The organism is Nostoc sp. (genome assembly GCF_036919595.1).
GTDB lineage: Bacteria > Cyanobacteriota > Cyanobacteriia > Cyanobacteriales > Nostocaceae > Nostoc.
Window position 1 is genome coordinate 1 of the sequence record NZ_JBALCO010000134.1, and the last position, 21,178, is coordinate 21,178.

General features: G+C 42.8%; 28 protein-coding genes and 2 tRNA genes. 11 read left to right on the plus strand and 19 right to left on the minus strand.

All coding sequences use genetic code 11. From position 1 onward, the window contains the following. Positions 1-142 precede the first annotated feature (142 nt). Genes V7K21_RS19915 through V7K21_RS19925 form a run of 3 tightly spaced genes read left to right on the plus strand, consistent with a single transcriptional unit; the run spans position 143 to position 1,201 of the window. The gene (locus V7K21_RS19915) at positions 143-364 is read left to right on the plus strand and encodes a GNAT family N-acetyltransferase (protein ID WP_335176979.1); all 222 of its coding nucleotides are present in this window, start codon (positions 143-145) and stop codon (positions 362-364) included. A gap of 41 nt (positions 365-405) precedes the next feature. Continuing rightward, positions 406-684 (plus strand): hypothetical protein, encoded by a 279-nt coding sequence (locus V7K21_RS19920; RefSeq protein ID WP_335176980.1) that lies wholly within the window; start codon positions 406-408, stop codon positions 682-684. Between the two features lie 10 nt (positions 685-694). Continuing rightward, positions 695-1,201, plus strand: coding sequence for a hypothetical protein (locus tag V7K21_RS19925; protein WP_335176981.1), 507 nt, complete (start codon positions 695-697; stop codon positions 1,199-1,201). 173 nt (positions 1,202-1,374) lie between these two features. On the opposite strand, the gene rdgB is transcribed toward V7K21_RS19925, so the two are convergent. Together rdgB and V7K21_RS19935 are read right to left on the minus strand one after the other, a co-directional pair. Then, positions 1,375-1,959, minus strand: coding sequence for an RdgB/HAM1 family non-canonical purine NTP pyrophosphatase (gene rdgB / locus V7K21_RS19930; RefSeq protein ID WP_335176982.1), 585 nt, complete (start codon positions 1,957-1,959; stop codon positions 1,375-1,377). A gap of 79 nt (positions 1,960-2,038) precedes the next feature. Further along, a complete protein-coding gene (locus tag V7K21_RS19935) occupies positions 2,039-3,475 on the minus strand; it encodes a phosphoglucomutase/phosphomannomutase family protein (RefSeq protein WP_335176983.1) in 1,437 nt (478 codons plus the stop codon). A 235-nt stretch (positions 3,476-3,710) separates the two neighbouring features. On the opposite strand from V7K21_RS19935, the gene V7K21_RS19940 reads away from it, so the two are divergent. Further along, on the plus strand, positions 3,711-3,857 hold the full coding sequence (locus tag V7K21_RS19940) for a hypothetical protein (RefSeq protein ID WP_335176984.1): 147 nt from the start codon (positions 3,711-3,713) through the stop codon (positions 3,855-3,857). A gap of 119 nt (positions 3,858-3,976) precedes the next feature. Beyond that, positions 3,977-5,149, plus strand: coding sequence for a DNA cytosine methyltransferase (locus V7K21_RS19945; RefSeq protein ID WP_335176985.1), 1,173 nt, complete (start codon positions 3,977-3,979; stop codon positions 5,147-5,149). 42 nt (positions 5,150-5,191) lie between these two features. On the opposite strand, the gene V7K21_RS19950 is transcribed toward V7K21_RS19945, so the two are convergent. From V7K21_RS19950 to V7K21_RS19970, 5 genes are all read right to left on the minus strand, one after another. Continuing rightward, positions 5,192-5,920: a SinI family restriction endonuclease gene (locus tag V7K21_RS19950; RefSeq protein ID WP_335176986.1), complete on the minus strand. Its 729-nt coding sequence runs from the start codon at positions 5,918-5,920 to the stop codon at positions 5,192-5,194. 262 nt (positions 5,921-6,182) lie between these two features. Then, complete coding sequence (locus V7K21_RS19955; RefSeq protein WP_335176987.1) at positions 6,183-6,656, minus strand: plasmid segregation centromere-binding protein ParR; 474 nt, start codon at positions 6,654-6,656, stop codon at positions 6,183-6,185. A gap of 5 nt (positions 6,657-6,661) precedes the next feature. Next, positions 6,662-7,834, minus strand: a complete 1,173-nt coding sequence (locus tag V7K21_RS19960; protein WP_335176988.1) for a ParM/StbA family protein — start codon at positions 7,832-7,834, stop codon at positions 6,662-6,664. A 239-nt stretch (positions 7,835-8,073) separates the two neighbouring features. Further along, on the minus strand, positions 8,074-8,697 hold the full coding sequence (locus tag V7K21_RS19965; RefSeq protein WP_335176989.1) for a DedA family protein: 624 nt from the start codon (positions 8,695-8,697) through the stop codon (positions 8,074-8,076). A gap of 304 nt (positions 8,698-9,001) precedes the next feature. Continuing rightward, positions 9,002-10,084: a Gfo/Idh/MocA family oxidoreductase gene (locus V7K21_RS19970; protein WP_334722757.1), complete on the minus strand. Its 1,083-nt coding sequence runs from the start codon at positions 10,082-10,084 to the stop codon at positions 9,002-9,004. Between the two features lie 339 nt (positions 10,085-10,423). Here V7K21_RS19970 and queC point away from each other — a divergent pair, with 339 nt between their 5' ends. Further along, positions 10,424-11,101 carry a 7-cyano-7-deazaguanine synthase QueC gene (queC, locus tag V7K21_RS19975; RefSeq protein ID WP_335176990.1) on the plus strand — a complete coding sequence of 226 codons (678 nt, stop codon included), beginning with the start codon at positions 10,424-10,426 and terminating at the stop codon, positions 11,099-11,101. Between the two features lie 38 nt (positions 11,102-11,139). Here the strand turns inward: queC and V7K21_RS19980 are convergent, their stop codons facing one another. Both V7K21_RS19980 and V7K21_RS19985 read right to left on the minus strand, forming a co-directional pair. Further along, a complete protein-coding gene (locus tag V7K21_RS19980) occupies positions 11,140-12,534 on the minus strand; it encodes a hemolysin family protein (RefSeq protein ID WP_335176991.1) in 1,395 nt (464 codons plus the stop codon). Between the two features lie 225 nt (positions 12,535-12,759). Then, positions 12,760-13,461, minus strand: a complete 702-nt coding sequence (locus V7K21_RS19985) for a hypothetical protein (RefSeq protein WP_335176992.1) — start codon at positions 13,459-13,461, stop codon at positions 12,760-12,762. Between the two features lie 294 nt (positions 13,462-13,755). Here V7K21_RS19985 and V7K21_RS19990 point away from each other — a divergent pair. Further along, positions 13,756-13,828: transfer RNA gene (locus V7K21_RS19990), tRNA-Ile, on the plus strand. A gap of 238 nt (positions 13,829-14,066) precedes the next feature. Here V7K21_RS19990 and V7K21_RS19995 read toward each other — a convergent pair. Beyond that, entirely contained in the window at positions 14,067-14,501 is a 435-nt protein-coding gene (locus tag V7K21_RS19995) for a hypothetical protein (protein ID WP_335176993.1), read from the minus strand. Positions 14,502-14,607: 106 nt separating this feature from the next. Here V7K21_RS19995 and pyrE point away from each other — a divergent pair, with 106 nt between their 5' ends. Continuing rightward, positions 14,608-15,228: an orotate phosphoribosyltransferase gene (gene pyrE / locus V7K21_RS20000; protein WP_335176994.1), complete on the plus strand. Its 621-nt coding sequence runs from the start codon at positions 14,608-14,610 to the stop codon at positions 15,226-15,228. A gap of 485 nt (positions 15,229-15,713) precedes the next feature. Here the strand turns inward: pyrE and V7K21_RS20005 are convergent. From V7K21_RS20005 to V7K21_RS20020, 4 genes are all read right to left on the minus strand, one after another. Then, positions 15,714-15,781: transfer RNA gene (locus V7K21_RS20005), tRNA-Leu, on the minus strand. A 94-nt stretch (positions 15,782-15,875) separates the two neighbouring features. Then, on the minus strand, positions 15,876-16,070 hold the full coding sequence (locus V7K21_RS20010; RefSeq protein WP_335176995.1) for a hypothetical protein: 195 nt from the start codon (positions 16,068-16,070) through the stop codon (positions 15,876-15,878). Next, positions 16,052-16,483 carry a hypothetical protein gene (locus V7K21_RS20015; protein ID WP_335176996.1) on the minus strand — a complete coding sequence of 144 codons (432 nt, stop codon included), beginning with the start codon at positions 16,481-16,483 and terminating at the stop codon, positions 16,052-16,054. Before V7K21_RS20015 ends, V7K21_RS20010 begins: the two co-directional genes overlap by 19 nt. Further along, the gene (locus tag V7K21_RS20020; protein WP_335176997.1) at positions 16,398-18,317 is read right to left on the minus strand and encodes a hypothetical protein; all 1,920 of its coding nucleotides are present in this window, start codon (positions 18,315-18,317) and stop codon (positions 16,398-16,400) included. The genes V7K21_RS20015 and V7K21_RS20020 overlap by 86 nt, the downstream gene beginning before the upstream one ends. 18 nt (positions 18,318-18,335) lie before the next feature. On the opposite strand from V7K21_RS20020, the gene V7K21_RS20025 reads away from it, so the two are divergent. Beyond that, on the plus strand, positions 18,336-18,569 hold the full coding sequence (locus V7K21_RS20025) for a hypothetical protein (RefSeq protein ID WP_335176998.1): 234 nt from the start codon (positions 18,336-18,338) through the stop codon (positions 18,567-18,569). Here V7K21_RS20025 and V7K21_RS20030 read toward each other — a convergent pair. From V7K21_RS20030 to V7K21_RS20050, 5 genes are all read right to left on the minus strand, one after another. Beyond that, entirely contained in the window at positions 18,534-19,166 is a 633-nt protein-coding gene (locus tag V7K21_RS20030) for a hypothetical protein (RefSeq protein WP_335176999.1), read from the minus strand. The two genes, V7K21_RS20025 and V7K21_RS20030, sit on opposite strands and share 36 nt — an antisense overlap. Beyond that, the gene (locus V7K21_RS20035; RefSeq protein ID WP_335177000.1) at positions 19,094-19,414 is read right to left on the minus strand and encodes a hypothetical protein; all 321 of its coding nucleotides are present in this window, start codon (positions 19,412-19,414) and stop codon (positions 19,094-19,096) included. The genes V7K21_RS20030 and V7K21_RS20035 overlap by 73 nt, the downstream gene beginning before the upstream one ends. Positions 19,415-19,425: 11 nt before the next feature. Then, positions 19,426-19,860, minus strand: a complete 435-nt coding sequence (locus tag V7K21_RS20040) for a hypothetical protein (RefSeq protein WP_335177001.1) — start codon at positions 19,858-19,860, stop codon at positions 19,426-19,428. Then, a complete protein-coding gene (locus V7K21_RS20045) occupies positions 19,844-20,107 on the minus strand; it encodes a hypothetical protein (protein ID WP_335177002.1) in 264 nt (87 codons plus the stop codon). Before V7K21_RS20045 ends, V7K21_RS20040 begins: the two co-directional genes overlap by 17 nt. An 84-nt stretch (positions 20,108-20,191) precedes the next feature. Continuing rightward, positions 20,192-20,518 (minus strand): hypothetical protein, encoded by a 327-nt coding sequence (locus V7K21_RS20050; RefSeq protein WP_335177003.1) that lies wholly within the window; start codon positions 20,516-20,518, stop codon positions 20,192-20,194. 84 nt (positions 20,519-20,602) lie between these two features. Here V7K21_RS20050 and V7K21_RS20055 point away from each other — a divergent pair, with 84 nt between their 5' ends. Both V7K21_RS20055 and V7K21_RS20060 read left to right on the plus strand, forming a co-directional pair. After that, entirely contained in the window at positions 20,603-20,731 is a 129-nt protein-coding gene (locus V7K21_RS20055; RefSeq protein ID WP_335177004.1) for a hypothetical protein, read from the plus strand. Positions 20,732-20,819: 88 nt separating this feature from the next. Then, the gene (locus V7K21_RS20060; RefSeq protein ID WP_335177005.1) at positions 20,820-21,173 is read left to right on the plus strand and encodes a type II toxin-antitoxin system RelE/ParE family toxin; all 354 of its coding nucleotides are present in this window, start codon (positions 20,820-20,822) and stop codon (positions 21,171-21,173) included. Positions 21,174-21,178 lie beyond the last annotated feature (5 nt).

Consider the following 21,178-nt stretch of genomic DNA (forward strand, 5'->3'; position numbering starts at 1 on the left):
TTTTGATCTTTTTCTTCTGGATTCATGCTTGAACACTACCATCTTTCTTCCCTCATGGGAATATTCCTGACATTCCTACCTGGGCAGTTACGATTACTTAACTATAGCTCCTTGGAATCGTCGCTCTATAGAAAATCCACCAATGTATAAAGGTGTTGGAAGTAGTTTACTAAAGTTCGCTATAGAACATAGCTTTTATTTAGATTACAAAGGTAGGCTTGGTTTACACTCTTTACCTGGCGCAGAAAATTTTTACAGAAAATTTGGGATGGTTGATTTGGGATATGATTCCAATAAACAAGGACTAAGATACTTTGAGATTTCATCAGACCAAGCTGAGAAAATACTCAGCCAATCTAGTTAGCTGGTCAACTTGGTTGTGGATAGTCAGGAAGGGGTAGGGCAATGCAGGATTTATCGAGCAATTCTTGGTTACAGTGGGCGGTTCAACTTGAAGATGAAGTAGATTGTGATGTGGCTGCGGGGCTAGATTTAGGTCAAAATTTAGCTAAATATTTGGCTAAAACTCAAGCTCATATTAGTTATGAAAAATTAATAGCAATTTTGCAGGAAGAGTTGGGTAACATATTATCGCAGGAAGAAATTGAAGAAATCGTCCAAAAAACCGAAAATGATATTTTGGATTGTCTTCAACAAAAATTCCAACATCCCAATGTAGCGTAAGGATTTTTTTATGTCATCTGAGCCAAACTCAGAAGCTAATAATGTAACCCCATTAAGTCAAGCACGCCTCAATCGTAAGGGTACTAGCTCTATGATTGAGGTGTCTGAGGATAGGCTCAGAGATATTTTATCTTCAGTTGTTAGTGATCAATTAACGCAAAAGATGACTCGATTGGAAAACAGTATTAACAGAGTAGTAAGCAAGTTTGAGGCCGTACGAAATGGAAGCTCTGAAGATGCTGCTTTAAGAGTCACAACTAATTTCGATAATACAGATATTGCTTTGAGTGCGATTAGCCTTCCTAAAGAAGACCATTATCCCTATACATGTACTCATCTAGCTGAAGTTTTAAATATACGGAACCATGATGTTATTCAGAGAATAAAAATCTTAGATTTACGTAACAATCCAATTTACCATATCTGTATTCCTGCTGGAAAAACCAGCTATATAAATAAATGGTCTGAAGCGACTCTTCAGAAACTTAGGGAGATAATTGCCTCAACCGCACAATAAAGGTAAACAGCATTTACACTTTCAAAACTTGTGGGAAATCACTTTTAGCTTTGATACCACAAGCCTTTGTTATATTTTCTTTGATTGCTATATTTAGTCTGACTATTCAGCAACGCCAAAACTACTAATTCTCAGATAGCTTTTCATTTCTTAAATCAGTTTTTTATCCTAACTCAGGACTCAGGATTAGACAATGTGTATAGTTGGGGAAGTAAAGCAGCAAAAGCCTTGCCTCGATGGCTAATTGACCCTTTCAACTCCCGTGTCATCTCAGCAAAGGTCAATTGCAACTCTTGCACATAAAAAATTGGATCGTAGCCGAAACCATCATTACCACGCGGTGTATGGAGAATTTCACCGCGACAAATACCTTCAGATTGTAATACGATCGCACCATCAGGACGAGCGATCGCTACTGCACAAACAAATTGAGCTTGCCGATTAACTTCGTTACCTAATTCTCTCAATACCCTAGCAATCCGTTCTGAGTCAGTTTTGGCATAACGTGCAGAATACACTCCTGGTGCGCCATTTAGGGCATCTACTTGCAAGCCTGAATCATCAGCAATTGCCCAGTTTCCTGTAGCTTTAGCAATTTGTGACGCTTTCAAACAAGCGTTGGCGGCAAAGGTTTCGCCCGTCTCTTCAATTTCCAACTCTTCAGGTTTTAGAGTTAATTCCCAACCAGAATTTTCCAGGTAAGCTTGCATTTCCCGCAACTTACCGGGATTTCCTGTAGCTACTGCAAGTAATGTCATGAATTACAAATTATTAGTTAGGAGTTAGGAGTTAGGAGTTAGGAATTAATAACTCCTAACTCTCAACTCCTCACTAATTTTACTCTGCCCACTGTTTCGCCCAAGCAAGAGTTTGATGCACTTGCTCAATTGTCGGGGCTTCGCAGTATAAGCGTAAAACTGGCTCTGTACCGCTAAACCGAATCATTAACCAGCTTTTATCAGCGAGGCGGTACTTGTAGCCGTCAATTGTTTGGCAATCAATCACTGGTAACCCGGCAATTTCCGTTAAGGGTTGGGTTTGCAGTTGTTGCAAAAGACGCGATCGCACTTCCATACTTGCTAAGGGTAAATCAATGCGATCGTATGCTGAACTAAACCCTGTTTGTTTCTGCAAGTGGCGATAATACTCACCTAAATCCAAACCAGATTCTACGATCGCCTCTAGGACGTATAATGCTGACAACAGTGCATCGCGTTCGGGAATATGGCTGCCATAGCCGATTCCTCCCGACTCTTCGCCACCTAGCAACACTTTTGCTACTAACATTCTGTCAGCGATGTATTTATAACCAACTGCTGTCTCAAATACTGACAGGTTATGTTGTGCTGCTACAAGCGGCATCAAGTCAGAACCACTAACAGTTTTAACTATTTCACCACTAAAGCCGCGCCGCAGGGTTAAGTGGTCGATTAATATCGGGATTAATACTTGGGAACTTAAGAAGTTAGCTTCTCCATCCACGGCTGCAATGCGATCGCAGTCTCCATCAAATACCAACCCCACCGTTAAACCTGATTTATCAGTTTCTCGGTGAGCTTTGATGACTTCAAATAGCTTTGAAAGGTATTTAGGCAAGGGTTCCGGCGCACCACCACCAAATAGGGGATCACGATCACTGTTGATTTCTTTGACCTGATTGCCTAGTAGTCTCGCCAATCCGCCAGCAGCAGCGCCATGCATGACATCAGCAAATAAGGTCAATTTGCCAGATGCGATCGCTTCTCGAAGTTTGGCGATATCAACTTTACCTTTTAGTGCTTCTGTATAACTGGGCCAGGGGTCGAATTTCTCTTGCTTGCCTGGAGTAGCTGTTAGTGGGACTCCCACCGACAACTGCGCTTCTATCTCTTTTGTGACTTCTGGCGGCACCGAACCACCAAAATAACCCTTGACTTTTAATCCTAAATATGCACTAGGATTATGACTGGCTGTAATTACCAGCGCCCCTAAAGCATTGAGTTGTTTTGCTGCCCAACTATAAGCTGGGGTTGGGGCAAAGGTTTCGCTCAGTAGGACATCAAAGCCGACAGCAGTGACAGTATCGGCAACAGCACGAGCAAAGTCTTCGGCCATGAATCGGCGATCGTAACCGACAATTATTGTCCGGCTACCCACCTGAGAAAAATATGTATCATATAATACTTTTGCGGCGACTGGCGTGACCAGGGCTAGGCGTTCAAAGGTGAACTCGTCACCAATAACGCCCCGCCAGCCGTCTGTACCAAACTTGATTGAGTTAGCTACAACTGGCATCTAGGTATCCTAACTGTCTACTTGAGGATTCTAGCATTTATACAGTGTATAGAGTAAAAAAAGAATCTAGTAATAATATGCACTAATAATATTTAATACAAAAGTGAGCAAATTTATGTATTGTACAGATGCAATGTCTAACGATAAGCTCGTCTACGCCTGCCACATTTAAAAGAGAATAGCGCCTTTGTAACATAGAGGACTTACACATCGTACATAAGTACTACACGCAATTTTGGTATTTCAGCTGTGTTTAGCACCCAGCGATGTCTACACGACGGGCTATGCCTACGCAAATATGGGAATAAACCGGGGTTATACAAAGCGCCTGGAACAACCAAAAACCACAATTCATATTATGGTTAATTTGTACAGTGCGTAAGTCCTAACATACTGTTTCAAAAGGCTTACACTATTAGAATTGTAGGTATCTATCGTTAGCATTAAGCAGACTTGAGGGTTCCAATCGTATATTTTATCAAGGCTGTAAGGATAAAAGCAGTGATAAACAATCGGGCAATATCAATCAGTTTATTTACAGGAGCAGGTGGACTAGATATTGGGGTAGAAAAGGCAGGTTTTCAGGTAGTAAGTGTTGTTGAGCAAGATCCTGATGCTGCAAAGACTATAGCTTTTAACCGACCTCACCTAAATAGTGCTGTGGCAAGAGATATACAGAACATCACTGCTCAAAATCTTTTGGAAGAAGGGGGATATGTTATTAACCTTGGTAGACCCCTACGTATTGGAGAAGTAGATTTGGTAACTGGCGGTCCCCCTTGTCAACCCTTTAGTACAGCAGGAAAACGTGGTTCAGTTATGGACCCGCGTGGCAGCTTGTTTATGGACTTTATCCGGATTGTTGAACAAGTGCAACCACGCTTTTTTGTTATGGAGAATGTTAAAGGTTTACTCTCGGCTCCCATTCGTCATAGACCTCATTTGGAACGAGGAATGGGTTATCTTCCTCTGGAACTAGATGAAATGCAAGGAAGCGCTCTTGAGATTGTTCTAGAAGAAATTAAGCGCCTTGGTTATCAAGTTATTTATAAAGTAATGGAAGCAGCAGATTACGGTGTTCCGCAAAACAGAGCGCGAGTAATCTTTATCGGTTCAAGAGATGGTGAATCAGCTACATTTCCTTTACCTACTCATAGTAAAAATGGCTCTTTTTTACCTCAATGGCGCACTCTTAAAGATGCCCTGATAAACTTAGAAGATCCGCAACCGGAGTATACTTCCTACTCAAAAAACCGTCTTCAATATTTAAAGCTTTTAAAAAGTGGTCAGAACTGGAGAGATTTACCTAACGACTTGATAAAAGAAGCAATGGGAGGGGCTTACAAATCTGGAGGCGGGAAAGTAGGGTTTTACAGAAGGTTATGTTGGGATAAGCCATCTCCTACTGTTACTACAAGTCCTTACCAAAAGGCTACAGATATGTGTCATCCAGAGGAACTGCGTCCTCTAAGTGTTCGAGAGTGTGCCAGGATTCAAACCTTTCCAGACTCATGGATTTTCTCTGGTTCGACAGCATCTAAGTACCGACAGATAGGTAATGCTGTACCTGTACTCTTAGCTCAAGCTATTGGTGACTATTTACATAGTTTAATTAGACAGGAGAAACCTAAAGGGATACCAGTCTTTGAACAGCTTTCGCTATTTAATCACTAAATTCCTAGCTTGTTAATTATTTGAGGACTCTTATGATTGAACTTATTGCCAGTATTTACTATCTTCTACATACAATGCTGCGGGATTTTCAGCGAGAGTTTGTCTAACAAAGGTAGCAAAGTCTTCTTCAGAAAGATTAGAGCATCCTATTAATTGATTCAGTTCTTTCCAATAGTAAGCTCCATTTTGAGCATTGACTCTATGCCATTTCCGAATGATAGTTCCTTTGCGGACACTACTACTCGAACTATTTTCAGAATTACTACGGTTTTGAACTTGTAATAGCTCACCTTTTTTGGTGCAAAAATCAACCTTATTTATAGTTTCACCCCAAGCACAGTACCAACCATAAAATGACAATTTTTCGGTAAGATATTCTTCTAAAAGAAGACCTAATATGTTTTCTGCCGACATGGAAAGACGATGAGCATACTTGATGTGATTAATGCCATCATTGCTGAGAGTAGCTAAACGAGCTGAAAGAATTGTGTCAATAATTTTGTCAGAAACAGTACCTATCTTCTTACTAGTTCGCTTTGAGGCTCGATTATTATAACCGCTAAAGTACTTATTTAACCACTTATTAATGTAATTTAAGCGAGAATTGCATACTCTTAAATATGGAAATAATTCAGGCGAATTACAACAGACGGATAAAACTGTTTTTACAGAATCATTCCAGAACATTCCAGCACGAACTTTAGCGATATTTTCAGCTTCTGACACGATCAGATTGGCATCAAAATCGGGTATTTTTAAGTTATTGCTCACAGTTACTATGGGGTAAAATCTGCTGTTTCAGTTACTGGTTCTAGTTTTCCCAAAAATTCACAAGGAGTAATACCCAAAGTCTTATATACCTCTAAAAACTTCACCACGTCCAAACTTCGTTTGTCACGCTCATATTTCTAGATACACAAATCTCAATCATTCTAATATTTTTATATATAAACATTAATAATCCTTAATAGTTAACACTATTAAGGATTGTTGAGAGGAGCAAGCAAAAACTGCTCACAAAGCTGATTGTTCCTTAAAAATCATCGAGAAACTGACTAAGGCGACTGATTATAGGGTCAACCTCTTGAGGAGGGGTAGCAACAGTATAAGAAGTGTTATTTACTACTTCTAATTGCGTTGGAGACGGAATGAACGATCGATCGTTGACTATGAGCGCCAGTTGTGCAACTTGTTGAGAAAGTTGCAATAGATGATGTTCCATCGCCTCCAAACGATTAGATCCCTTGGCAAAAAAACGTTCCTCAAGTCCAGCCACTTGACGTTGCAATTCACCGATTTGTTGTTCAATCGGTGTTGTTGCTGTTTGTGGAGCAGGTTGTACAGCCGATACACATAAAGATTGCCACAAGGCTTCTTTACAGAGGTCACTGAAAGTCTTGTCTGGTTGTTTTTCCAAATAACTTTCTACTTGCGCTAACAAGCTTTCATCAGCAAGCTCTGGGTTGAACGTGACGGATTTAACTACCTTTTTTGACCATTGGAACATCAGCTTTATGCCCTAGCAGCGCGATTGGAGGATAATTGTGCCTCTCCATAAATATACTGCCCCAAAGCATTCGCCTGTCGGGAAGGTGCTGCTAAATGAGCATTAATCTTTGCTTCCTTGAGCAGACGTTGAACGTCGTCCCAGAAGAACTCACCACCCCCTCCAGTGAGAATCACATCGGTGACGCGTTCTGGCAACCAGGCTAGCACACGGCTACAGATTTCGCGCGAAAACATCTCTGTGAGGTTGGGAAGAAAATCGTCTAGGTTGGTGGGCTTGCTAGCGCCTTTAGGACGGTAATAGCGTTCACCTCTGGGTTTATTCACAGTGGAAATCAGCGCTAGAGATTGACTATCTGCTCCCTCGATTTCGGCGGACACCAATTCATAAAACTTATTCATGCCGAAGTCTTCGCTCTTAGAAGCACCTCTGGCAAAACGGAAGTTATCTACCATTAAAAGATCGACGGTTTGATGTCCAATATCAACAATCGCCACCGATATTTTTGTAAAATCGGGACTGCCAGGGCTTTTTTTCGGTTGAGCTTCAGACCACAGTAGGCTGCCGTAGCCCTCTGGCATTACCCATACCTTACTGACGTTCAGCGACAAAGATTCGCCTCGGAAGTTCAACACATGAGGACCACCTACTTGGCTAATCAACTGTGCTTTTTCCTTTTCAAATTGCTCTAAGGAAAGAAAAGGTAGACCCAGTACGACTGAGATATCGTCTCTGAGTTTGAAGTAGCCAGCACTTGCTAACACTTTTACCAGTGCAGCTTCTACCTTAGATTGTCCGACTCCTAGATTCGCCCCAAAATCGGCTGCTAGTTGACCAACAGCATATCCATTTCCTTGATACTCCAGCCACAAATCCATTAAGGGGTCAGTAGCCCTGGCTTCAAAAACACCGCCGCGTACTTGTTCTATTGACATCTGCTTCACGTTGGCAGGTACGAACACCACATTGTTTGGTTCACGACTCACACAAGTCTTGGTGGAAGTTCTGCCTAAATCAACACTGAGAATGGTTTTCCCAGAACCACCGCCTGTCTTGTTGGGATTGGTAATGGAAGGATTATTAACAGCATTTATGGGAGTCGTCGATGCTAACGGCTGCCTATTCATGGGTATAGCAGCACTATTCATAGGGTTAGCGGCGGAAGGTTGGTCTGTCATGAAAGCTCCTAGTTCAAACTTAACTGTAAAAAGTTGTCATGCTCATCTTACAAAAATGCGAGCAACCATAAATTCTAGGTTGCGTCAAGTGTAGCTAGAAATATGCCAAAAATTAATTCCGGCGATACCTCCGATAAGCTCTGCCAACGCACATCTAGTATTATTTGGCATAGTGTAGGCGAATTTTGGCCAGATGTAACCCCTGCTTTTACTACTTTCAAACCAAAAGCGTCCGTGTTTCATCTTCTAGTACGTCTTAACTGGCGCTTGAATATCCAGAAAACAAATCCTAAAACCAGACCCCCAAGTACGATTTTGGATACAGGAGCAAGGTACTTGTCCACAAGTTCATACCGACTACCCAAGGCGTATCCTGAGTATGTTAGTAAACCCACCCAAGCAGCGCTACCTACTGTTGTGTAAAACAAAAATGGTAGCAAAGGCATATTGCTGATCCCTGCGGGAACAGAAATCAAGGTGCGGATTCCCGGTACAAGGCGACCGATTAATACTGCTTTTTTACCTTGTCGGTCAAACCACTCTTTGGCTTTGGTGATATCTTTACTGGATATAGCCAGCCATTTACCATACTTATCAGCCCAAGCTTTCAAACGGGTTTCGCCAAAAAGCTTACCCGGATAATACCAAATAAGTGCGCCCAATACAGAACCCAAAAGTCCTGCAAAAAATACACCAATGATATTCAGCTTTGCCCCTTCTGGTTGATATGGACTTGCTGTAAATCCAGCCAGTGGCATGATCAATTCTGAAGGAATGGGGGGAAAAAGGTTCTCTAGAAACATTAGTAGGGCAATTCCCCAATAGCCAAAATAGTTGATAGTATTAGTTATCCATTCAAGCATTGAGTCAATTCCTGAAATTGCTGCACTGCTCTAGCCCTTGAAATTGAGCGATTTCTCGCTGACTACGAACCTCACAAAATTAATGAAACGAACCACTAGGTTTTGTTTTCTAATTTTTTAGATCCCCCTTTGTCGGTTTTTTAAAAGGACTAGGAAGGATCTAAAGATTTGATATCAAGTTTAAAAACATACTTTAGGGTTTTCTTCTCAGGTTGGGGCTGTGGTGGAGATGAGGCAGAAAAAAAAGACAAGGGAGAAAATTTTACCTTGTCCCCCCTCATCCCCCTCTGCCCCTCTTCTTGTTCTAGGCTGTCGGGGTCAACGATTGTACTCTTGGTTCCGATTGCCAGTCTAATGGATTCCAAACTCGATCTTCCAGCGCCATCTGCTCAATCAAACTTGCCAGTCTCAGGGCTTTGAGAGCTTGTTCACCACCTACTGAGGGTTGATTGCCACCATGTACACAGTTGACAAAATGTTCTAATTCTGCACTTAAGGGTTGAATATTGCTGGTGTAGACTTTTTCAATCACACCATCTTGCCTATAAAGTACTTGTCGGTGGTCGGTGAGAGAATTGGCACTAGTTTGTCGGTGAATCAAAATTTCATTCTTGAGAAAATCTGCCTCAGTAAATGAATTTTTGCAATGGGCGACAATCCGGCGAATTTTTCGGTGGGTGACTTTACTAGCAGTCAGAGTAGCAACAATACCATTGGCAAACCCCAAGGTGGCAGTTACGTAATCTAAATAACCAGAGTCCAGGGCACGAGTACCGCTAGCAGTCAATTTCGTTACTGGAGAAGCAGCTAATTCCAAAAGTAGGTCGATGTCATGGATCATTAAATCCAGCACAACCGAAACATCGTTTGCCCGATCTGAGTAAGGACTCATCCTGTGGGCTTCTAGCGCCAGCAATGCCTCAGTTTTCAGCACTTGGCTCAGTTCTTTAAAAGCTGGGTTAAAACGCTCAATATGACCTACTTGCAGGATACACCCAGACTCAGCTGCGGCATTTACTAAAGACTCTGCCTCAGAAATACTGGCTGCGATCGGTTTTTCAATCAAAACATGAATTCCCGCTAACAGACAGTTGATGCCCACGGCATAGTGCAGACGGGTGGGAACAGCTACACAAACTGCTTCCACAAGGGGTAGCAGGTCACAGTAATCTTCAAAAAAACGCACCTTGTAGTTGCTGGCAGTTTCTAACCCTCGCTCAACGTTAATATCTGCCACTCCGACTAGTTCAACATCTTTCATTGAACTCAGCACGCGAGCATGGTGTTGTCCCATGTTACCCACTCCAATCACGCCTATGCGGATCGGTCGTGGCTGGTTGCGCTGTGTATATGGATTCGGTTCTGCCACTGACATGCTATCTTGCACTATTATTATCTCCTCAACCACCAAATTTAGAGACGCTACGGCCGTTGGCGTTTATACTCGAAAGCCAGTTACGATCCGTCTAAAACCATCCAGATGGTAACATAGAGCCTATGTTTATGAAGAATTTCAAAGTTTGTGATCGGTTCCCGTAATCCAGATATCTTTTGTATAGATAGTTCGGGTTTGCTTTGTATTTTGCACTTTCTACAAAAAATATATGTCTTTTTATTAACTTTAAAAAATTCAATAAGACCAAAGTCTAAATTCTCCTTGACATTGCTTCCTGGCATCTTGTTAAGGTGTAATTTGGCGATTTGAAATCCAAAATTTGCAACCGAGATGAAAGCTGTAATTTTGTTATCTGGGGGATTGGACTCTTCCACAATTTTGTACAAAGCTAAGGCTGATGGCTGTGAATGTCATGCCATTTCCTTTGATTACCAGCAGCGACACCGACGAGAGTTACAGTCAGCCTTTTTTGTTGCTCAAAAAGCTGGGATCGTGAAACATCAGGTGGTTAATTTTGACTTACGACAATGGGGCGGTTCAGCACTTACGGACGACGCCATTGATTTACCCCAAAAACGTTCCCTGGATGAAATGTCTCAAAATATTCCTGTCACTTATGTTCCGGCTCGTAATACCATATTTTTAAGCTTTGCTCTTGGTTACGCCGAAGCGATCGCAGCAGAACGTGTCTATATCGGCGTCAACGCCTTAGATTACTCAGGATATCCTGACTGTCGCCCCGACTATATCCAGGCAATGCAGGAAGTTTTTCGCCTGGGAACCAAACAAGGGCGTGAGGGACAACCAATTAATATTGTTGCACCCCTAATCAACTTAAAAAAAACCGAAATCATCCAACTGGGTAACCAATTGGGAGTTCCTTGGGAGCTAACTTGGTCTTGCTATGTCGGTGGAGATGTCGCCTGCGGCGTGTGTGATTCTTGTCGCTTGCGGCTAGCAGCTTTTGCCGAATTGGGACTCGTTGATCCACTGGTGTATGCTTATTGAGTTAGGAGTGAGGAATTAAAATTCATAACTCCTAACTCTTAACTCTCAACTCCTAACTCTTCTATGCGTTGCAATTGAATTTGATGGAGGCGTGGACCAACAATTGACACCACAGTGAATTCAAGATTTTCATAACAGAAGGTTTCGCCTTTGGCAGGAATTTTTTGTAACTGATACAGCAAAAAGCCCCCTAGTGTTTGGTATTCTCTTGTCAAGGGCAAATTGAGATGCAAAACCTCGTTCAGGTCTTCGAGGTTGATTTGTGCCTGCACCAAAAATTTCTGCTCATCTAACATCTGAATCAGTAAGTCGTCGCTGCTTTCAGGAACGCTTGCGTCGCCAATGATTTCGGCAATGACATCTTTGATTGTCACTAGTCCCACAGTAGAGCCAAATTCATTCACTACCATGACCATAGCTGGTTTCTCTTGCTGCATCAGTGGCAAAAGTTCACTCAAGGGCGTGTGTTCTGGAACAAACCGGGCGGGACGCATCCAAGGTTGGATCTGTGTCTCTAAACTGAGCTTTCCTATAGCCAAAGGTTGTGCTAAGTCTTTAAAATAAACAATGCCGCGAACATCGTCCAAAGATTCACCAATCACGGGATAGCGAGAGTAACCAGTAGAAGCCATTTCTCTGAGTAATGTCTGGAAGGTAGCATCTTTTGACAGCGTGACAATACTGGTGCGGGGGATCATCACATCTTGAACCATTACATCCCCAAACTCAAAGACATTATTGAGCAGTTCTCGCTCCGCACGCTGTAAACCAGTAGACCCCCATTCTGTAGAGATAATCAGTTGCAATTCTTCGGGAGTCACAGGTGGCCTCCAGCCTTGACCTGTGTATTGGATGCCAAAAATCCGCAGAAAGCAACGAGTTGATTGATTGAGAATCCAGATGAAGGGACCAAAAAAACGCACGATCGCTTTTACCGAAGGCCCCAAAGACCTAGCTAGCTGTTCTGAGTACAGCATGGCTAAGGATTTGGGACATAGTTCTCCGATCACAATTTGCAAATAGGCAATCAAGAAAAAGGCAATGGGAATTGATAGAGAATGCGCCAGGAAGGTAGTCATACTACTTGGTAAAGGCCAAGATTTTAACCATGCATTCACTAGCATGACAATCGTACTTTCTCCAATCCATCCCAGTGCCAAACTAGAAAGGGTAATACCTAACTGGGTGGTAGATAGCAGTCGGTCAATACTACGTTGTAGCATCTCGACAGCGATCGCTGGAATATCCCCAGCCTTAACTAGCTGGTGAATACGCGATCGCCGCACACTCACCATCGAAAATTCCGCCGTCACAAAAAAGGCATTTATGGCAATCAGCAGTAGCACTGACAACAAGCGCAGCGCCACGTCTGTCCAAATTAAATTAGGAAAACCACTCACCACCAAAGCTCGTGTAAAACTCACGCCTTCCATTCTGGGATTTTGGATTTTGGATTTTGGATTTTGAATTAGGTTTTGGGGATTAGAGATTAGGCAAATTGTCTAGTACAGCGGGCGCTTAAATAAACCAACCATTCAAAATGGCGCAAGAGTTCAGAATACAACTCTTTTGACTTTTGACTTTTGCGTAGCGGTACTAGTACCATGTGCCCAATCTAAAATCTAAAATCTAAAATCTAAAATCTAAAATTGTCTCTCCTACCTTTCTACAGGAATATTCGATGCTTCTAGCTTCAATTTTTGAGCGGGATAATCAGTCAGAGCGAGTGATATCTTCTTGACATCATCAAGTAAAGCTGTAGGAATGCTCACTGTACCGGAAAATGTTGGTCCATTTGCAGGCAATTCTGTTGGTAAACCCTCTGTACTAGCACTCAGGGTTCGTCCTTTATCATCGGTAACATCTAAAAAACTATACAGGAAGCGCACAGAATCCTTACCTTTGTTCTGCATTTTCACTTTCAATAGCAAATCACCACCAGAGTAGCGGACAGATTGCACAGCCATAGTTACACCTTCGCTCTGGGCAGTAACTGGAAAACCTGGCTGGAGTTTTTCTTCAACCACTTGTGGGGGTTTTTCCTCTGGCTTCTGCTTGCTGCTATTGGTTTCTTCATCATCTTCCTCTAGCTTATCCGATTTAGCAGCCTTGGTTTTACCGTCAATTCGTGCCTTGACAATTTTCAGGATCTCTTCCTCTTTTAATAGCACTAGCCCTCCCTGTTGGGAGCTATTTGTCTTATTGCTGGCAAATTTGGTTGTAGGACGCCCATCTGGTGTGGTAACGCCTTTAAGTGCTGAACTACCGAGTTCAAACCCCAAAAACGCGCTCACAGAACCTGCTCCCATCATCAGGATTAACAAAATCAAAGTAAGAAGTACAGTAGAATTTATCTTCATCGCTGACAAGCTATCACAAAAGAATGCTGGTCTATTTAAGGATAGTGAAGCTTTTGACCTCAATCCTTAAAGGAACTTAATCCATATTAGTTTGCACTATTTCATGATCAAATTATGTAGTATAAAATCTAGTAAACTATTGTCTATTATTCGCAGGCGGTAAATCTGTGCTATAATTACGCAATTGGCTAAACTCAGTGCATGATAAATTTTCCTCACTCTAAAATTAGCAAATAAGGTTGACCTCAGAGTTTAAGTGATTGACTCACAGGAAGCCGAAACCTAAGAAAACAAGCGCCTTTGGCCGATTGGGGAGGCAGCGAACTCATAATTCGCCTTCAGGCTGGTTCGATTCCAGCAGGGCGCACTGAATCAATAAAAAGCAGTAATGTGTTGTGTTACCAGACCCTCAACGATGATTGGGAGATGAGTAATAGTAAATTATCTTGAGCATTGACATCCTAGTTCAACTCTTCCAGTCAGGATTTAATGAGTGCTGAGTCATGAGTTATGAGTCTTAATTAACTCCTCACTTCTTCTCATCCTTAAAACTTTAGGCTAACCTCACTTTTAATTTTTAACTCTCCTCTCAGCACTCAGCACTATTACCGAGGTGGTAAAGTTTCAAACCGGAATTCAGTTCCCACTTTGAGTTTGTTGCTATTGAAACGAGGAGACATCATCAGCGACGTGTCATAAGGATTTGGTAAATCAAGAGTACGAATATAAGGATCGTTGCCAACTTGCTGAGTCAGGACATCATGATATAAAGTATTAACCAACTCAGCATCGTGGGCAATTTCATTTTCTGGGAAGGAACCACCGAAACTGGAACCAGTTCCTAGAAATGAGTCTAGCTGACGCTTGAGGCTGCCATTTTCGTAGAAATTGCGATCGTGACGAAAAAAAGCTCTTTCAAATACATCATTGGTAGTTTCATAATTGGGTGTTGCCGTTTGGGCAGATGTAACAGAGGGAAAAGCAATACAAGCAGTAAGCAGCACCAATAAGCCACTAAAGGTTTTTAATTTTATACCCACGTTTCTGACTCCTCAATTTTTGTTTTGGGCGAATCTTAATTTATGCTTAAGTTCAGAACTCTGATGAGTTTAACCTTTGGTGTAGCACAACTTTTAATGTTTTGTAATGACGTATCCTACTGAAACTCTTACCCACTCAGATATTTGGGCAACCACTGCTGATTTGACCACCTTGCGCCACAAGTTACTAGATTTATTTTGCCAACTTGCTTATCAAGAGGGTGATTTTCTCCTCTCTTCTGGGCTACGTAGTTCTTATTACGTCAACAAGACACAAGTAACACTCCATCCTCAAGGCGCTTTGGCGGTCGGACGCCTACTGTTTCCTTTATTACCTGTAGATACACAAGCTGTGGGTGGTTTAACATTGGGGGCTGACCCAATTGTGACAGCAGTAAGTGTAGTTTCTGTTTATGAAAACCGACCGATACCAGCGCTGATTATTCGCAAGGAAGCCAAGGGTTATGGGACGAGAGCTTATATAGAAGGCCCCAGTCTACCAGAAGGTGCAAAAGTAGTAGTTTTGGAAGATGTGGTCACAACTGGGCAATCTGCTCTGAAAGCAGTTGAGCGTCTTAAAGATGCAGGTTATACTGTAAACCAAGTAATTTCACTGATAGATCGAGAACAGGGAGGAGGTGAGTTGTACCAGTCAGCTGGGTTGAAGTTTGAAACTTTGTTTTCAATTCAGGAAGTTCAGGAACGCTACCGACAACTTGTGAATTGATGAACAATAGGACTTCTACTAATTCGTAATTAAGAATTACAAATTAGTAGAAGTCTTTAATATGAAACAATAGGTGTCGGCTAATAACCAAGCCTTTTTTGTGGAGTACTGAATTAATCAGTGTAGCGATGGTTTCTGCTTCATTAAGTATACTGTTTTCGGTGTATTTCTCATTCAACAAAATACTTATTCTCCGGTAAAAAATATTTCCCTATATCCTGGCTGCGATCGCTCGCCGCAGTCAAGCTTTAATAGGATACTTATTGGCTTACTTAGTAAGTTGTGATTGTAACTTTGGTAATTTTTGTCTAATTACACGGAAATAATTTCTTTTAGCTTCATTTAAGGATGCGATCGCAATCTCTTACTCTTAGAGGCTGGGTAAGCGCATCTAAATTGGACTTGACAAAAAATATCGTTTATGTATGAACGAAAAATTCATTATTTGTCGTTTGTGACGATAAATAATGACTCGACATTTGTCAAGGCCAGCAGCGGGATTTGAACTCGCGACCTTCCGATTACAAGTCGGTATAACAAAAAACTATAAGCCTTGTTTTTCATGAGTTTTAAAAAATGTTAAAAATTAATGAGCTAATTTTGCGCTAACTTCAAACATGAAAAATTTTTCACTTTTGTCGTTACGGTTATGGAGGGCGTAGCAAGACTTTGTTGGCATCGCTTTGTGGAAGAATCGGTTTCGGTTGGACGTTTTGGGAAAGGGTTAAAATTACGGCGATTAAAACAACAATGGCTACACCTAAGTCAAATAAATTTTTTCGCTGATTTTCGTCAATTGAAAACTTAGTATATTGATGTCTTTTCAAATCTTTGATAGCCATCCCTGCCTCAAGCGCTTGTAAAACCTAGCTGTATTCCTGTTGTTTAGAACCGGATTGAAATGTGATCGCACCCAGTTAATGAAGCAATGCGCTTCGTCATGATGCTGACTACACAACGGAAAGATGTGAACCCCAGCGATTTCTCTGCCTGCGATGCTCCCTTGTTTATCAAAGTAAAGTGCATGATGAGTTTCAATCGCCTTTTGGCGACAACCTAGGTAGCAACATTTATAACGGTTGAGGCGCTTGCACTCCCTTGATATTTCTGTCCAGTTGTCGGCATAGCGGACAGAGTAGTCTTTCTTGCCGCGAGGCAACACGTTTTGCTTAATCGGTTGAATGTACCTCGCTTGGATACCTGTACTTGAGCGTTCTGGAAGTGCGATCGCACTCTCCAAACCCACACGAAACAAGTTCTTCGATCCACGAGTTAATGACTTCCGTTTGTGTGGGCTTGTAACGATTCCGGTTTTGGCGGAACTCACTACTTGTAATCCACGTTTCTTTGGCTCGTGCATATTCTAAAAGGTCACGCAAGTTTTGTTCTAATTCTTCGACCCTGGCGCGTTCGACTAAATCGCTAATATCAACTGACGCTTGGGCTAGTTTTGCCTCGCCATCACCGTAGGCATAAGCTTTGGGCGGAGGAAGTTGAGCAACAAAAGGCGGCTCGTTTGCTTTGACAACAAGTGCAAAGTATTGTTCGGGAGGTTCAGCTATACCTTGCAGCTTTTTCATCTTCACCATTCGCAACCGTGAATAAATTTGCCCTTTGAGCTTGGCTTTGATTTCCCGTGGCGGTTTAATGAATCGGTCAAGCGCTTCTAGGGCAGTAATACCAATGTAAAAGCGGGTGCAGTTATTAAGGTCGGGGATTTGCAAACCATAATTGCTGGGGTTGGGGTTTTGCCCAATCAAAATACACCGTACCAAACTAGAACGCCCTACCCATAGCACCCCTCGGTAAGCCATTGAGCATTGCTCTTTGTACAGAGTATGCAGCGCTGCGGCTTCATCCACTACCCAAAAATCAATGTCACGCTCAGGGAGCGGGAGGATGTAGCTTGGGTCTTCAAATAAGTGCTGAGGGATTGCCTCAGCTGCAAGAGCCGCAACATCAAGCCTATCGTTGACCTCGGCTTGCATTGCCAACACTCCCTCAACTGATTGCTTCCATCGGCGATACTGGGGCTTGAGCCGCTTGCCGCGATAAGTCCACTCAGAATCAGGGAATTTGGGGTCAACGATAAAGATGCGAACTTGCTTGCCAGTTTTGACGTGCAGTTCATCGCCACCCACGCACATCAAGTTATCAACCAGTACCGACTTACCACCGCCACTGGGCCCGTGAATCATAAAGTGAACCGACTTGCTATCACAAACCGCATTTACAAACCAATTGGGATCATCTGGTTCTGCGATCGCAGGCAGTTCCGATTCATTATCAATGACTATCTCATAGCTCGTTTCATAATTATCAACTTCTGGGGCAAAGCGAAATTCATATACACACTCGTCAGCGTCCCAGAGAATCGTAGGCTCACCCATTTTTACCCAAGTGCCAACTTCCTTGGAAATATTTTCCAGCTTCTTGGCGGGTGTCCCTACTTGTAACTCCACCCACACCGACACTTCCCGCAATCCTGGGATTTTATAAAACCCTTTTAATTGACAAAATACCTCATTCTTCTCCAAGCCCTGCAACAACAACTGGGCCACCCAAGCAGCAAAACCCTGTCTTGGATCTGGGCGGTTGGCAAGCCCCATTAATTTTTGTTGCAGCATGAGGATGGAATTCTCGCGCATTTGAATTTCTGCGATCACTCCTTTCTCCACTTCATCCAAAAGCTGAATATAATATTGCTCCTGCTCTTGCATGGCTGCGGTTAATTTACCCTCTGCCTTAACTAACTGCTGTTCCCACTCAATCAGTCCTTTTTCTTTAGCTTGTAACTGATGGGCCTTTTCTTGTACAAGGGCATCGCGTTGCTGCACTGTGGTAATAAGTTCACCAGACTTTTGGGAAAATTCAACCTCTAGCCCTTGCCGCCAACTCTCCCGGTGCTGACGGGCGACTAAATCTGATTTTTTGGGTAGTCCCAATAGGCGTCGTAGCAGCCAGCCGGAGATACCAGCACTAACAATCGCCCCAGGAATTAAAAAAATTGGTGCAGACAATCCCGCACCAATAGACGTAACTGAGGCGCTAACTATCAACCAATCGCGTACATTCTGCCGATTATCCATCCAAGTATTACGGTTGGTATGACTGCAAATTTGGTGATTGTTTCGGTGTCAGAAATTGGGGTTAAATTGCCAAAATTGGCGTTCCACCAACACCAAAAGAATATTCCGGCAGATGCCAAAACCACCAGTAAAAACCAGTACGCGTCAAGCAGTAGGCAGATTCTGCCGAGGGCGATCGCGCTACTGAAGCAACAAAGGTATAGGGTTGTCCAGTATTTAATCATCGAATTTAATGTCTTCCACTGGCTGTAACAGTCCAGAAAGCCCTTGCATAAATGATGGCAATGTCACGGTGACAGCAGTACCACTAATCATCGCTAGTTCTCTATCTGCCTCAATAGAAAGCCTTTGTTGACCGTTGCTAGTCAATGCCTGTTCTAAGTCCATCTTGGCTTTGTCGAGGTTAGATCGTTTTTTCTCAAGTTCAACACTGTAACGCTCAACTTCAATGGCAACACCTTTAATAGCGGTATTTTTTTCGGCACGAGAAACGCGATTATCAGCCACCGCAACTTGATATCTATTCCAAGTCGTAGAGGTATTGGTGAGCGCCGTTGCCGCCTGTACGCCTGCCCCCATAGCTTCAAATTGCTTTTGATGGGCATTGTGCATTTGTTTTTGCACCTCAAATCGCTTACTTTGCACCTGCCAAGCATTACCGACATTTTGCAATTTGGCTAACTGGATATCTCGCTCATTGTTGGTTATTCCTTCTCCTGCGACAGCAAGCCTTTTACCGAAGGGTCTGACTGGAGAATAATAGTTATCACCGAAAGTTACTGACGGCTGCTGTACCCAGTTATTTGGAGTCTTTTTTTGTCCGTTGGTTCCGTCTGCGCTGTTATGCATTGTGATATCCTCGCTCTTTGATCTACTAATGCTTGTTGAATTTCAGCGTCTACTTGGGCTTGGGACTTTTGGGCTTTATTCCACAGCAAGCCACCACTAGCACCAAGGGCAAGCACTGTCACCGCGATGCACACTCCCCACAACAAAAATGAGCTTGGGACTTGTTGTATTTTGGGTTGGTGAGATGTTGAATAAACTGGCTGCCATCCGATGATGTCTTGCTTCTGGTCAACTTCTGGATGCTGCATCTGTTCGACTCCTAAGAGGTAGATGAAGATGAGCCAGTTGATTCGCCAGAGCAGGGAAGCAGCACCACTTCGTGGTTCGGCAGTCGCTCCTGGGGGAAACCCCCAAGATCGCGCTGCCTCACTTTTTGTTGTGGCATCAGCACTCGCCCCTGCAATAGAGCCTGGTGCTGCGCCTCGAAAGGGGCAAGCATCCCCTCTTGAAATTGAAGCATCATGTCCGTTGCTGTGTCGCCATAATCCCCATTAGCAAAATCTTCCATGAGCATCATGAATGCAGCTGGCACAACAACTTTTTTCATGCCTTCTTTCAGGCTGACGGCTGTCTGCATCAAAGCGTCATTCATCCCGCCAGACACGTTTGGTGGTGTTTTGGGCGAATGCTGACTATCGACGCGCTGCCTTTTATTTTTGGCTTCTTCGACCGCTTGTTTATCTTTGGCATTCATTCCACTTGTCTCCTATTACATGTATTGCTTCACCTCTTCCCCGCTCATCAACTAGCTTCCTAAAAAGCCTTACGCACTCAAAAGCTTCACGATATAGTCCGCCGCGCGTGTATCTGATCAATCCTAGTTCTGACAAAACGGCGCGATCGCGTCTAATTTGCGATGGGTGTAAACCTAACTCTTGGGCTGACAGATTAATCGGCAGCCAATCAATTTGCGGGTCAATTTCAAGTTGTTTTTGACTCACGACTCAGAATTGACTTAACTTTGACTATTAAAAACCCACTGCTAGGAGTGGGTCAAGAGGAAATACATAATATTATGGTTAAGTTCAGTCCGGCTCCACAATGTACTTTGGCAAAACCCCCAGCGCTTCTCTGACTTTGTACATCTGGTCGGCCAACAAAAGAACGGATGCCAAATACTTAGGGTAAGAGTCTCTGGATGTACCCCATTTCCAATTTTTTTCTATGGTCTGAAATTCGACAACTTGCGGTAACAGCCTTAAAAACTCCAGAATACAGGCTTTCCGGTAGAGGTACTCACCAGGATAAACCCCATAAAGCTTAGGAATCCATTTCTCACAAAACTCTTGCGGCTCCAATCTCCCCTCACGCTGTTGAATTTTTCGGTACGCTTCAGGGGTTAAAGTAGGCATAGCAAATACCATAAATTTATGATATTATTATCACCATAAATTTATTCCCCTGGCAAAATCCTAGCAGTGATCGCACCAGCTAGTATGCTCACACTGGTCTACATCAACCTCAGAAATGAATTGCGGCATGGTTCGGTGACTGAAGGCAAGCAGATAATGATTAGACAGATTGCAGCGCTGGCTAATGCGAGTCGTGATTTTGTAAAAGGCTAAAGAATTTTTCATAACCCAAATGCGATGACCTTTTCTAAAGAGTGATTTTTTGTAATTTAGTTACAAAAGTGATATCATAAATTTGATTGTGGTTACGAGTTCCGTAACCCATAACATCTACTGGTGTATCTATTACCGTGCTATGTCTCTGTCAAACAAATTTCCGAAGTACAAGGGTAAAAGGACGGAGGAATTTGTTGCGGGTCAAAGGGTAAAAGAGTTTCAATCTTTTGAGAGACAAGCTGACAAACGGCTAGAAATCTTAAAAGCTGCCACTAGTAAAGAGGATCTAATGCAGTTACCTAGCAATCGCTTTGAGTCTTTAACAGGAGATAGAAAGGGTCAGTATAGTATCCGAATTAATGACCAATGGAGGATTTGTTTTAACTGGCCAGAAGAATCTCTTGAACCCTTCAACATCGAAATCACTGATTATCACTGAAGGAA